The sequence below is a fragment of the Acinetobacter sp. BZX-2 genome (assembly GCF_055179795.1).
This window is the reverse complement of sequence record NZ_CM143686.1, coordinates 3,633,213-3,645,622: the sequence shown is the minus strand read 5'-3', so window position 1 is coordinate 3,645,622 and position 12,410 is coordinate 3,633,213. Positions and strand designations below refer to the sequence as shown.

Sequence of the window (12,410 nt, the reverse complement as noted above, 5' to 3'; positions counted from 1 at the left end):
AATCTAATTTTATTTAAGAATAGTTATGTTTTTTCACTTATTTTGCTTAATAAAACAGATTCTAAATGTATTAAAAACAATGAATTTAGCGATGAATAGTATGCATAAAAAGATAAGGATTTGGGTTTAGAAGATGCCTGTACAGTAATATAAAATGTTGATTAAATTAAGCAATTTAACAGTACTGAGTTTATATAGATCAAATATCAATACATTTAATTCAATGCTAATAATTAAAAGCTATTTCCAGGTGAAATTCGCGAATGTGTAAAGCTAAGAAGCCATCATTTTCTGTAAAAAGTTTAAGCGTATTGGTTGGGTCAATGCTTTTTATACAGACACCTTCATACGCACAAGAACAGAGCTATTTAAAAAGTTTCAAAAACGGCGTTCAGGGTTTAATTAAACCTAAGGAAGATGATTCCTATAAAACCGCTCAAATGAACCAATTATCAGACTTTGTTTTTGAACCTGATGCACAGATAACGGAACTTCCTGTCGTGACTGCACCAAAGTCTGTGACTGGAAAAGACGACTCGTTAAATCATATTGATATGCTAGCGCAAGGCGAAATGGCAGCATATTCTTCTGTGGCACCAAAGCGTAATTTATCTTTAGATGAGGCTGTGCAAATCGCGATTAAGCGCAATCCAAATATTGCAGAGTCAATTGCAACCTTAGCAGCACAAAACTCGAATATCGATGTCGTAAAAGCACAATATTATCCTCAGTTAAAAGCCGGTTTAAATACTGGTGATTTTACCTCCAGTGACCGAGGGCGACAGGTGTACAGTGTTGAAGCCAATCAATTACTGTATGACTTTGGCAAAGTCAAATCGAGCGTAACCACGCAACAGAATAAACTGCTTGTTGAGCAGGCAAATGTTTTAATCAGTATTGATGAAATTTCTACAGATACTTCACGAGCTGTATTGGCTTTATTGAGATATCGTGCCTTAGTACAAATTGCGCAAGATCAAGTCAAAGGGGTGACTCGATTATATCAAATTGCAAAACTAAGAGCTGATGCAGGTATTAGTAGTAATGCAGACCCTGTACAAGCTCAGAGTTATGTTGAATATTCAAAATCATACCTGATTGCTCAAACCAATCAATTACGTCAACAAGAACAAAAATTAAGAACTTTACTTGGTTTTGATGTGGGACGGACGGAATTTGTAATTCCAGATGAGCTTGTCAACCTTTCAGGCTTATATGATGAACCTAAGATGAATACAATTCCGACAATGATCGCTGCGAAAGCAGAAATTGATGTTGCGAAAAGTCAGAAAAAACAAACTGAATTAAGTCGTTATCCAACGGTTTCTTTGGTGGGGTCTGTCAATAAAGCCTTGAATGGAAAAAATCCGAATACTGGGGTAGACAATGATACCGATAGCGCTATTTCGATTGCAGTGAGTAGTAATTTTTATCAAGGAGGTGCAGTTGGTTCACAAGTCAAAGCCGCTGGTTTTGCAGAGCAAGCAGCACGTTCTAAATTAAATGCAACCTATTTGAATATTTTAAATTCCACACGATCCGCTCGAGAAAATATTGAAAATACAGACAAACAGATTTGGGTGCTATTAGATCGTGAGCGATCTACAGCAAAAACCAAAGAGCTATATGAAGAGCAATACAAACTTGGAAAGCGTTCTATTTTAGATCTATTAAGCTCTGAACAATCTTACCATAGCTCAAGAATTGAAAGAGAAAGTGCCCGCTATGACATCTATGACACTGTGGCTGTTTACGTGAATGTAACCGGTAAAAGTAGAGATGTTTATCATTTAAATAATACAAAAATTCAAGGGTTTGAAGTGCAGCCATGAATAAGACATTAAATTATCAACCATGGCTACAAGCCATAATAACGGTTGCACAACATTATCGAATTCAACCTTCTGAAGAACAGATTCGTTTACAGTTGGAATGGAATAAATATCAAACGGTTGATGACCTGCTTGCGATTATCACACGTCAAATTGGTTTAAATGTCAGGAAAGCAGACTTTTCTACAGATGTATTAAACCCTTGGCGTTTACCAGTTGTTGTTGAGTTTAATAATGGGCAAGTTGCTGTTATTGAAAAAGTAGACAACCAAGGAAATGCGAGTTTACAACTCAGTGGAGATCAAGGTTTATCACAAACCTTTAGCTTGAGCGATTTACAAGCCAATACAAAACAAGTTTATATTTTCAGACCAGAAACGTCTGTTCCAGATGCACGTGTAGACGAATATATTAAGCCATACGAGAAAAGCTGGTTTTGGGATATCGTTCTAAAAGATTGGAAGCGCTACACAGATATTATGGTTGCTTCCATGATTGCCAATATTTTGGCATTGGCAACGATTATTTTCTCTATGCAAGTGTATGACCGTGTTGTGCCATCACAATCAGAACCGACATTATGGGTATTGGCAGGTGGCGTGCTGATAGCAGCCATTTTTGAGTTTGCCTTGCGTATTGCTCGTATTTATCTATCCGATATTATTGGTAAACGTGCTGATTTAAAAATTTCTGATCGTGTATTTGGCCACGCCTTACGTATTCGCAATAAAGATCGATCTAAGTCTACGGGTTCATTTATTTCACAAATCCGTGAGCTTGAAGGAGTTCGTGAATTAGTTACATCAACAACCATTAGTGCTGTTGCAGATTTACCCTTCTTTTTCTTATTCCTCGTGATTTTCTGGATTATTGGTGGAAATATTTTCTGGGTTATGTTGCTCGTTGTTCCATTAATGATTATTCCTGGGATTCTTGCGCAAAAGAAATTGGCACAATTGGCGAAAGAGGGTATGCGAGAATCATCGATACGCAATGCTATCTTGGTTGAAGCAGTACAAGGTATTGAAGATATTAAATTATTAAGAGCTGAGGCACGCTTCCAAAATCAGTGGAATCATATGAATGAGGTTTCTGCTGATATCAGTATGCGTCAACGTAAAATTACAGGTTGGCTCAATGCTTGGACGCAAAAAATCCAAGGTTTAACCTATGCAATTGTTGTTTTAGTGGGTTGTTTTGCAGTCATGAAAGGCGATATGACTACAGGTGCATTGGTTGCTTGTTCTATTTTATCCTCTCGGATGCTTGCACCGATTTCACAGATTACGGGTGTTTTAGGCCGTTGGCAGCAAGCCAAAGTTGCAAAAGAAGGTCTAGATGAGTTGATGAAGAAGCCTGTCGATCATCCTGATCGTGCACAACTTATTCACCGTAAAGCAATTGTTGGTGATTATGAGTTTAAAGGGGTTGTATTTAAATATGGTGATGAAGATCCAAGACCTTCGCTCGTTATTCCTCAATTAAAAATCAAACCTGGTGAGAAGATTGCGATTTTAGGGCGAAATGGTGCAGGTAAATCTACGTTATTGCAATTATTATCAGGCATGCAAATGCCAGTACAAGGTAAAATTGCTTTAGATGGGATTGATCAAACCTTACTTGATCCAGATGATATTCGCCGTGATATGGCGCTGCTCAATCAAAATGCCCATCTTTTCTTTGGGACAATTCGTGAAAATTTAACCTTAGGTGCACCTTTAGCGACGGATGCTGAAATTATTCAGGCTTTAAAAATTACCAATGCACTTGAAATTGTGGAACAAAAGAAAGAAGGTTTGGATCATTTAGTACTTGAAGGTGGTGTTGGTTTTTCTGGCGGTCAAAGACAAGCGTTATTATTGACTCGTTTATTACTGCGTAATCCGAATATTGTACTGCTTGATGAGCCAACTGCTTCGATTGATGACGTTTCTGAGAAATTGTTAATTCAGCATTTAAAAGCATGGTTAGGACACCGTACTTTGGTTGTTGCTACACACAGACCTGCTGTTTTGCAACTTGTGGACAGAATTATTGTGATTCACGATGGCAAAATTGTCAAAGATGGCCCGCGTGATGCAATTTTAAATCCTAATCAGTCAAAAGTAGGAGGAGCTTCAGCATGAGTCAGGAACAACAAGAACAAAAAGCAGCTCAAAATAGTGAAGTGGCGCCTGATGTACTCCATCGTCCGACGAATCCATCTGCGATTAAATTTTCTGAACCACCACTGCCAAAATCAACTTTTATTATTTGGATTATTGCGATTGGATTATTGGTGTTCCTTATTTGGGCATGTACCTTTAAATTAGAAGAAGTCTCTACAGGTACAGGTAAAGTCATTCCATCATCTAAAGAGCAAACCATTCAGTCCTTAGATGGCGGTGTGGTGACCAGTTTAGATGTTAAAGAGGGTGATATTGTTCAAAAAGGACAAACACTTGCGCAAATAGATCCAACTCGTTTTGAATCACAAGTGGGTGAGAGCCAAACCAAACTCTTAGCAACTCAAGCAACAGCTGCACGTTTGGAAGCTGAAGTGAATGGTACGCCGCTTTATTTCCCTAAAGTTGTCTTGGCGATGCCAAACCTAGTTCGGGAAGAAACCGCACTTTATACGTCAAGACGCGAAAATTTAGATGAGTCTATTGCAGGTTTAAAGCATGCTTTAACTTTGGTACAAAATGAATTGCAAATGACACAACCATTGGTTGCTAAAGGGGCAGCTTCTGAAGTTGAAGTATTGCGTTTAAAGCGTGATATTAATAATTTTGAAAACCAAATCAATGATAAGCGTAATGAATATTACGTAAAATCTCGTGAAGAATTGGCACGAGCGAATGCGGATATTCAGTCACTAAAACAAGTGGTCGCTGGACGTACAGATTCAGTAGAGCGAACGACCTTTAAAGCACCTGTTCGTGGTGTGGTGAAAGAAATTGCTGTAACAACCATTGGTGGTGTAGTACCGCAAAATGGTAAGTTGATGACCATTGTTCCTATCGATGAACAGTTATTGATTGAAGCACGTATTTCTCCACGAGATATTGCTTTTATTCACCCAGATCAACCTGCACTGGTAAAAGTTACCGCCTATGATTATTCAATTTATGGTGGCTTAGAAGGGAAGGTGACGGTTATTTCACCTGATACGATTCGTGATGAGGTGAAACAGGATCAGTTCTACTATCGTGTGTATATTCGAACAGATAAAGATCGGTTAGTGAATAAAGCAGGGAAGTCGTTCTCTATTACACCGGGTATGGTTGCAACAGTGGATATTCGTACAGGTCAAAAAACCATTATCGAATACTTGTTGAAACCATTTAATAAAGCGAAAGAAGCGTTAAGAGAAAGATAATTTTATATCGATGTTTTTATTATAAAAACCAATCTTCGGATTGGTTTTTTATTGCTTTGTACGATAGAAGTTGGATATTGACTTGAGTAGCTTGATAGATCTTTGATTAAGTGGTTTTAGTTGGATGAATAGCTTTCTCTTTTTCTCTTACACTATAAATGACGTTGAGTGATAGCAATTCTAATATAAATCATCAAATGATCTAAAAATAATAAAAAAGCCCCAATCTTTCGATTAGGGCTTTTTGAATTTGGAGCGGGAAAGGAGACTCGAACTCCCGACCCCAACCTTGGCAAGGTTATGCTCTACCAACTGAGCTATTCCCGCGGAGTCTACCCAGTTTTTTAAATAAAAAACCGAATCAAAAAATTTTGGAGCGGGAAAGGAGACTCGAACTCCCGACCCCAACCTTGGCAAGGTTATGCTCTACCAACTGAGCTATTCCCGCGGAGTCTATCCAATTTTTTAAATAAAAAACCGAATGAAAAAATTTTGAGCGGGAAAGGAGACTCGAACTCCCGACCCCAACCTTGGCAAGGTTATGCTCTACCAACTGAGCTATTCCCGCATGCGGTGTATAATACATCAACAGATGATAGGGTCAAGATTTTTCTGCAAAGTCGACGATTAATTGCATAAAATAAAGACATATTTATTAAAAAAAGTAAAAAAATTGAATTTATAGCCTTCTATTTAGATCACTTTAGCCCAATACAAGCAAAACGATTTCGAATCAACACAGCCAAAAGCAGATAATCCGTTATACTAAAGCCAAATGAAGATAAATTTTGAGAGTACAGCATGAGCCTAGAACAACAACTCATTGAGCAATTAAACTTACTTGAACCGACGCATTTAGAAGTTATAAATGAGTCTGCTGGGCATGGCGGATATTTTCCAGGTAAAGAGTCACATTTTAAAGTGGTGATTGTGAGTGAACAATTTGCAGGGTTACGTTTAGTGCAGCGTCATCAAAAAGTCTATGCAGAAGCAAAGGAATTACTGAGCCCAGGTAAAATCCATGCTTTAGCAATCCATGCTTACATTCCAAGTGAATGGCAAGGCCAAGCGCCTGCGAGTCCTGAATGTGCGCATGCACCTAAAGCTTAAGATTTAGAGTCGCGAGAATGGATATACATTTAGTCGTTAAAATTATTCATATGACCAGTGTTGCACTGGCATTGTTGGTTTTTGTATTACGTGCATTAACATTATTTGTTGGAACACAAGGGCAACAACCGAACCCAAATGGTCGAGTGGCTTTTGTTGCATTACAACACTTAAGCTATACGGTTGTGGTCGTTACAGGTGTTGTTTTACTGTTTATGAAGCACTTTGATGTAGAACCGTGGTTTTACGCAAAAATAATACTGTTTCTTGTCTTACTGTCATCGCAAATTAAAGCCTATAAAAAAGATGAGAACATTCTTCTCGCACAACGCCGTGCAGGTATTGTCATTGGGGCAGTTGCATTTATTGGACTGATCGCTTTAGTGATGATTAAACCAGTTTTTGGCTGATTGTTAGACATGAATTTCACAGTTATATAGTGTCTAGGTTAAACTATATACAAGCTTAAAAATAAAGACATTTTGGGAAAATTGTATGTTGACTCGTGTGGTATTTAATCAAAAAGGCGGTGTCGGGAAGTCAAGTATTGCGGTCAATCTTGCGGCTATTAGTGCTTATCAAGGTTACAAAACTTTGGTCATCGATTTAGACCCACAAGCCAACTCAAGCCAATATCTTTTGGGTGATGACGCAACCTATTCCGCAGATAAAACTGCATTAGAGCCGAATATTGAAAACTTCTATGATGATGTCTTGGGAAATAACCAGCAAAAAGGGTTAATTGGCAATGCCATTGGTTCTTTATTGAAAGCTAAAAATAAAGGCTTTGACCAATATATTCATCGTTCGCCTTTTAAAGATTTAGATGTATTACCTGCAAGTCCAAGTTTAGGTACTTTAGAACATGCTTTAGAATCTAAACATAAAATTTATAAGCTACGTGATTCTATTCAAAGCTTAGCAGGACAATATGATCGTATTTATATCGATACACCACCTGCATTTAACTTCTTTACATTATCGGCACTCATTTCGGCAGATCGAGTGTTGATTCCATTCGATTGTGATGTATTCTCAAAACGTGCTTTACAAACATTGATTGAAAATGTGATCGAGACCCAAGACGATCATAATCAACGTCTTGAAATTGAAGGGATTGTGGTTAATCAATTTCAAGCGCAAGCAAAATTACCACGTGAGGTGGTACAACAGCTCAAAGATGAAGGTCTACCTGTTTTGGAAAATATGTTGCCACCTTCAGTATTAATGAAAGAGTCGCACCATAAAAATCTTCCATTAATTCATTTGGCTACAGATCATAAATTGACTCAAGCCTATCAGGCGTTGTTCAATGAGATAGATAAGAAATAAGATCGAGAAATATATGAATACTTCGAATACGGTTGCTTATAAATTCGCTAAATTAATAAAGCTATCTGCAGTTGCAGCAGCGACGATTCTCGTTGCAGCGTGTGCAACAACGGTAAAACCGACCTATGTGTCTCCAACGCAATATCAAGCCATGAATTGTGCGCAGTTGGCGGGAGAGTTTGACCGTATCCAGCAGTATATTAACAATGGCGTTCAACCTGCAAAAAGCACAGGCGTGGGTGTAGGCCTCGGTCTTGGTGGTGGTTGGGGCAGTGGTGGTGGCTGGGGAATAGGCCCAAGTATTTCTGTGAATATGGGGCAATCTTCCAATACTAAAAATACTGAACTATCTCGTCTTTATGGTGAGCAAGATGCTTTGTCTCAAGCTGCTCAGTTTAAAAATTGTCCTTATGTGCCAAAACGCCAAGTTGCTCAGAAGTAATTTTTTTATAAAGCAATATTTATGAATTTTATCTTTTGATTTAAATAAAGAAGCCGATGAATAAACATCGGCTTCTTTATTTCTGTGTTTCTATATTTTGTCTGTATTTGAGCAGAATGGCTTATTTATGTGCAGCGCCTTTATTCTTATCAAAAAACTTATGGCGTATATAACCAAAAATCCCAGGAAGTACACTGATAATAATAATACCGAAAATCAAATGGGTAAAATTATCTTTGACAATTGGCATATTGCCGAATAAATAACCCAAGGTAATAAATGAACCAACCCAACAAATTGCACCAATCACATTATAAGTCAGGAAGAATTTGTAATTCATGCTACTCGCACCTGCAACAAAAGGTGCAAAAGTACGTGCAAAAGGAATAAAGCGGGCAAAGATAATGGTTTTGCCACCATGGCGATCAAAGAACTGCGACGTTTTAACCAAATGTTCTTTATTGATAAATCTTGATTCGATCTCGAAAACTCGAGGGCCGATATATTTACCTATATGATAATTCACTGTATCGCCCAGTACTGCGGCAATAAAGAGCAAAATAATCAAAACAACAGGATCCATTGCACCTGTTGATGCTGCCAATGCACCTGCTGCAAAAAGTAAACTATCCCCCGGCAGGAAAGGCATGACCACTAAGCCAGTTTCTACAAAAATAATCAGAAACAAAATACCGTAAACCCATCTCCCATAATTGGTAATAAATTCAAAGAGGTGTTCATCTACGTGCAAAATAAAATCAATCAGATCCATAAGGCAAAAACTATGCGAAATTGTGCACAAATCCTAGCAGTGTGTGCTATGAAAGTCAGTATTAAAACGTAAATAATTAAAGGTAAAAATTAAACTTTTTGAACGTTCTATTTCTGAGACGATGAGTATGATTATCAGTATTTCTAAAATTTTTAAACAGCGTTAATATGAGTACATATTTTAAACAAATTCAAAAAGGGTCACAAAATGTTTAATCCAAATGTCATCGTAAAAAACATCGTTAATCAACCAAATACAGATGCGAGTTTAGCTCTAATTGCACGTGTGCTCATGGCATATATTTTCCTTGTTGCAGGGTGGGGAAAAATCACTGGTTATGCAGCAACAGTAGGTTATATGGAGTCGATGGGTGTGCCTGGAGCTTTATTGCCATTAACCATTTTAGTTGAATTTGGCGGCGGTTTAGCTTTGTTATTTGGCTTTCAAGCACGTTTTGCTGCTTTTGGTTTAGGTGTATTTAGTATTATCACAGCATTTATATTCCATGACGGTACGCAAGATAGTATTAATTTCATGAAGAACTTTGCAATGGCAGGTGGCTTATTCTTTTTAATGTTACATGGTGCGGGTAAATTCAGTCTTGATCATGCGATTGAAAAATAATTTTTAAATCCGAATTTTTTTGATAAAGGCCAGATTTGTATCTGGCTTTTTTGTGTTCCTATTTCAATTCAAGTCGATTGAAATCATTCAAAAGGAATGAGCAACTTCTGAATAATATTCAATAAATTTTGAAAATCTAGTGAAGTTGATGGAATGGTGTGCGTCTAGCGTAGAAAAATGCTAGAATATGGCGCTTATATTCATTTGCCTGCATAGTTGTTTACCCATGACTACCAATACTCAAATTACTGAAGACCGTATCCTCATCTTGGATTTTGGTTCTCAATATAGCCAGCTTATTGCACGCCGTGTACGTGAAGCTGGTGTATATTCTGAAATGTATGCTTTTGATATGTCTGAAGAAGACATTCGTGCATTTAACCCTAACGGTATCATCCTATCAGGTGGCCCTGAAAGTGTGCATGAAGAAGGCAGTCCACGTGCGCCAGAAGTTGTATTCAATTTAGGTGTACCTGTATTGGGTATTTGCTATGGCTTACAAACCATGTCGGAACAACTTGGCGGAAAAGTAGAGCCGGGTACAGTTCATGAATTTGGTTATGCAGCTGTTGACGTTCTAGAGCGTGATCAATTGCTTGGTGATTTGAATGATGGTGACAACAAACTGAATGTTTGGATGAGCCATGGCGACAAAGTCAGCGCGATTCCAGCAGGTTTTAAAGTTACAGCAAGCACGCCAAGTTGCCCATTTGCAGCAGTAAGTGATGAAGCTCGTCGTTTCTACGGTGTACAGTTCCATCCTGAAGTCACACATACTGCAAAAGGTGCAGAGTTATTGTCTAACTTTGTCCATAGCATTTGTGGTTGTCGTAATCTTTGGAACTCAGAAAACATCATTGACTTACGTGTTGAACAATTACGTGAGCAAATTGGTGATCAAAAAGTTCTATTGGGTCTTTCAGGTGGCGTGGATTCATCTGTTGTTGCTGCACTTTTACATAAAGCGATTGGCGACCAACTGACTTGTGTATTTGTAGACAATGGCTTACTTCGTTTAAATGAAGGTGAGCAAGTGATGGACATGTTTGCGAAAAACATGGGTATCCGAGTGATTCGTGCTGATGCTGAAGAGCGTTTCTTAACTGCGCTTGCAGGTGAAGTTGATCCAGAGAAAAAACGTAAAATCATCGGTCGTGAATTCATTGAAGTTTTTGCTGAAGAAGCACGTAAGCTTGATGGCGTAAATTTCCTTGCACAAGGGACGATTTATCCAGATGTAATTGAATCTGCTGCGACTAAAAATGGTAAAGCGCATGTGATTAAATCACACCACAATGTGGGTGGTTTACCTGAAGATTTAGCTTTTGAATTGGTTGAGCCGATTCGTGATTTGTTTAAAGATGAAGTACGTCGTTTAGGTACAACTTTAGGTTTACCACATGAAATGCTTTATCGTCATCCATTCCCAGGTCCAGGTTTGGGCGTGCGTATTTTGGGTGAAGTGAAAAAGGAATATGCAGACATTTTACGTCTTGCAGATGACATCTTTATGCAAGAGCTTCGTGCAAGTGGTTGGTATGATAAAACTGCGCAAGCCTTTGCTGTATTCCAACCTGTGAAATCTGTAGGTGTGGTGGGTGATGGTCGTCGTTATGCATGGGTCATCGCACTTCGTGCAGTGGAAACTGTAGACTTTATGACAGCACGTTTTGCACATCTTCCTTATGAGCTTGTAGATAAAATTTCGACTCGTATCATGAACGAAATTAAAGATGTTTCACGTGTGGTTTATGACGTGTCATCTAAACCACCAGCAACGATTGAATGGGAATAAAATCGGGGTTTTAAAATGCAACGCATTTTACCGATTTTACGCCAAAGGCTATGCCTGCGGCAGAATCCTAGAAAATTACTCTTAAAAGAGCGCTTAGGCGCTCTTTTTCTTTTATACTTGTCCTGTTTTGAATAAAGTTCACACTTTCTAAAATTAAATTTGGATTTATATGTATACACATTATGATTTGATGCTGCCTTTGCTTCGTATTATGCAATCACATGATGTGACTTATAGTTTAAAAGAAGCTTATGAAGTGCTACTTCAAGAATTAAAGTGTTCAGAGGAAGATCGAAATGAAACAATGGAAGACGGACGAAATGTTATCTTTTATCGTTTGCAATGGGCCAAGACTTATCTAAAGAAAGCTGGATTAATTGATTATCCTAAACGAGCACATTTTAAGTTGTCTAATTTAGGGAAAAGTTTAGATCTAAATAAAATTAAAAAAATAGACGCACAATATTTATCTCAATTTGATACTTTCAGTGAATTTAGAAAAATAAATACAAAAAATGGAAAAGAACAAAGAAATGAAAGTACACAGAAAGATGATTTGGATTCTGAAGAGTTAACACCTCCGGAGGTTATTTCCCAGCAATCTAAAATATTAAATGATGATTTGAAAATTGAGCTACTAAATTTAATTAAAGGCAATTCTCCTGCATTTTTCGAACGTTTAGTTGTCGATTTGCTAGTTGTCATGGGTTATGGCGGGTCGCATCAAGATGCTGCAAAAGCCATAGGTAAAACCAGTGACGGTGGTATAGATGGAATTATCAGCGAAGATCGTTTAGGTTTAGATAAAATCTATATTCAAGCAAAGCGTTGGGAAAATACAGTGGGGCGTCCTGATATTCAACAATTTAAAGGTGCACTAGCAGATCAGGTTGCTAAAAAAGGTGTATTTATTACGACATCAACTTTTAGTAAAGAAGCTAAAGAATCCGCACTTAAGTCAGGTATTGTTTTAATTGATGGAAAGAAGTTAACTTCTTTGATGATTGAGTTTGGCTTAGGTGTACAGATTGAAAGAAGTTTTCATATTTATAAAATAGATCAAGATCGATTTGACGAAGATAATTTTTAAAGGCACATCAGCGCCTTTTTTATATCTTAATCTCTAAAGCTTATTCTTAAAT

The 12,410-nt window shown here is 37.7% G+C and carries 11 protein-coding genes and 3 tRNA genes; 10 read left to right on the top strand and 4 right to left on the bottom strand.

From position 1 onward, the window contains the following. Positions 1-263 precede the first annotated feature (263 nt). Genes ACY45D_RS17195 through ACY45D_RS17185 form a run of 3 tightly spaced genes read left to right on the top strand, consistent with a single transcriptional unit; the run spans position 264 to position 5,193 of the window. Positions 264-1,832 carry a TolC family protein gene (locus ACY45D_RS17195; protein ID WP_463107790.1) on the top strand — a complete coding sequence of 523 codons (1,569 nt, stop codon included), beginning with the start codon at positions 264-266 and terminating at the stop codon, positions 1,830-1,832. Next, positions 1,829-3,958 (top strand): type I secretion system permease/ATPase, encoded by a 2,130-nt coding sequence (locus ACY45D_RS17190; protein ID WP_463107789.1) that lies wholly within the window; start codon positions 1,829-1,831, stop codon positions 3,956-3,958. The genes ACY45D_RS17195 and ACY45D_RS17190 overlap by 4 nt, the downstream gene beginning before the upstream one ends. Beyond that, entirely contained in the window at positions 3,955-5,193 is a 1,239-nt protein-coding gene (locus ACY45D_RS17185) for an HlyD family type I secretion periplasmic adaptor subunit (protein ID WP_463107788.1), read from the top strand. The genes ACY45D_RS17190 and ACY45D_RS17185 overlap by 4 nt, the downstream gene beginning before the upstream one ends. A 251-nt stretch (positions 5,194-5,444) precedes the next feature. On the opposite strand, the gene ACY45D_RS17180 is transcribed toward ACY45D_RS17185, so the two are convergent. The 3 genes from ACY45D_RS17180 to ACY45D_RS17170 all read right to left on the bottom strand — a co-directional run bounded on the left by ACY45D_RS17180 (position 5,445) and on the right by ACY45D_RS17170 (position 5,761). Then, positions 5,445-5,520, bottom strand: a tRNA-Gly gene (locus ACY45D_RS17180). 45 nt (positions 5,521-5,565) lie between these two features. After that, positions 5,566-5,641, bottom strand: a tRNA-Gly gene (locus ACY45D_RS17175). A gap of 47 nt (positions 5,642-5,688) precedes the next feature. Beyond that, a tRNA-Gly gene (locus tag ACY45D_RS17170) sits at positions 5,689-5,761 on the bottom strand. 233 nt (positions 5,762-5,994) lie between these two features. Between ACY45D_RS17170 and ACY45D_RS17165 the strand changes: the two genes are divergently transcribed. The 4 genes from ACY45D_RS17165 to ACY45D_RS17150 all read left to right on the top strand — a co-directional run bounded on the left by ACY45D_RS17165 (position 5,995) and on the right by ACY45D_RS17150 (position 8,077). Next, complete coding sequence (locus ACY45D_RS17165) at positions 5,995-6,303, top strand: BolA family protein (protein WP_463107787.1); 309 nt, start codon at positions 5,995-5,997, stop codon at positions 6,301-6,303. 17 nt (positions 6,304-6,320) lie between these two features. Continuing rightward, positions 6,321-6,713, top strand: a complete 393-nt coding sequence (locus tag ACY45D_RS17160; RefSeq protein WP_463107786.1) for a SirB2 family protein — start codon at positions 6,321-6,323, stop codon at positions 6,711-6,713. Between the two features lie 85 nt (positions 6,714-6,798). Then, positions 6,799-7,635 (top strand): ParA family protein, encoded by an 837-nt coding sequence (locus ACY45D_RS17155; RefSeq protein ID WP_463107785.1) that lies wholly within the window; start codon positions 6,799-6,801, stop codon positions 7,633-7,635. 13 nt (positions 7,636-7,648) lie between these two features. Continuing rightward, on the top strand, positions 7,649-8,077 hold the full coding sequence (locus tag ACY45D_RS17150; RefSeq protein ID WP_463107784.1) for a hypothetical protein: 429 nt from the start codon (positions 7,649-7,651) through the stop codon (positions 8,075-8,077). A gap of 121 nt (positions 8,078-8,198) precedes the next feature. Here ACY45D_RS17150 and ACY45D_RS17145 read toward each other — a convergent pair whose 3' ends face one another. Continuing rightward, complete coding sequence (locus ACY45D_RS17145; RefSeq protein WP_463107783.1) at positions 8,199-8,849, bottom strand: DedA family protein; 651 nt, start codon at positions 8,847-8,849, stop codon at positions 8,199-8,201. 207 nt (positions 8,850-9,056) lie between these two features. Here ACY45D_RS17145 and ACY45D_RS17140 point away from each other — a divergent pair, with 207 nt between their 5' ends. The 3 genes from ACY45D_RS17140 to ACY45D_RS17130 all read left to right on the top strand — a co-directional run bounded on the left by ACY45D_RS17140 (position 9,057) and on the right by ACY45D_RS17130 (position 12,358). Next, positions 9,057-9,473, top strand: coding sequence for a DoxX family protein (locus ACY45D_RS17140; protein WP_463107782.1), 417 nt, complete (start codon positions 9,057-9,059; stop codon positions 9,471-9,473). A 226-nt stretch (positions 9,474-9,699) separates the two neighbouring features. Beyond that, entirely contained in the window at positions 9,700-11,268 is a 1,569-nt protein-coding gene (gene guaA / locus ACY45D_RS17135; protein WP_463107781.1) for a glutamine-hydrolyzing GMP synthase, read from the top strand. 169 nt (positions 11,269-11,437) lie between these two features. After that, the gene (locus tag ACY45D_RS17130) at positions 11,438-12,358 is read left to right on the top strand and encodes a restriction endonuclease (protein WP_463107780.1); all 921 of its coding nucleotides are present in this window, start codon (positions 11,438-11,440) and stop codon (positions 12,356-12,358) included. The last annotated feature ends 52 nt before the right edge of the window (positions 12,359-12,410 follow it).

Excerpts from the sequence above, each read along its gene's own strand:
- ACY45D_RS17195 (WP_463107790.1), top strand. The coding sequence starts at position 264 with ATGTGTAAAGCTAAGAAGCCATCATTTTCTGTAAAAAGTTTAAGCGTA.
- ACY45D_RS17190 (WP_463107789.1), top strand. The coding sequence starts at position 1,829 with ATGAATAAGACATTAAATTATCAACCATGGCTACAAGCCATAATAACG.
- ACY45D_RS17185 (WP_463107788.1), top strand. The coding sequence starts at position 3,955 with ATGAGTCAGGAACAACAAGAACAAAAAGCAGCTCAAAATAGTGAAGTG.
- ACY45D_RS17165 (WP_463107787.1), top strand. The coding sequence starts at position 5,995 with ATGAGCCTAGAACAACAACTCATTGAGCAATTAAACTTACTTGAACCG.
- ACY45D_RS17160 (WP_463107786.1), top strand. The coding sequence starts at position 6,321 with ATGGATATACATTTAGTCGTTAAAATTATTCATATGACCAGTGTTGCA.
- ACY45D_RS17155 (WP_463107785.1), top strand. The coding sequence starts at position 6,799 with ATGTTGACTCGTGTGGTATTTAATCAAAAAGGCGGTGTCGGGAAGTCA.
- ACY45D_RS17150 (WP_463107784.1), top strand. The coding sequence starts at position 7,649 with ATGAATACTTCGAATACGGTTGCTTATAAATTCGCTAAATTAATAAAG.
- ACY45D_RS17145 (WP_463107783.1), bottom strand. The coding sequence starts at position 8,849 with ATGGATCTGATTGATTTTATTTTGCACGTAGATGAACACCTCTTTGAA.
- ACY45D_RS17140 (WP_463107782.1), top strand. The coding sequence starts at position 9,057 with ATGTTTAATCCAAATGTCATCGTAAAAAACATCGTTAATCAACCAAAT.
- guaA (WP_463107781.1), top strand. The coding sequence starts at position 9,700 with ATGACTACCAATACTCAAATTACTGAAGACCGTATCCTCATCTTGGAT.
- ACY45D_RS17130 (WP_463107780.1), top strand. The coding sequence starts at position 11,438 with ATGTATACACATTATGATTTGATGCTGCCTTTGCTTCGTATTATGCAA.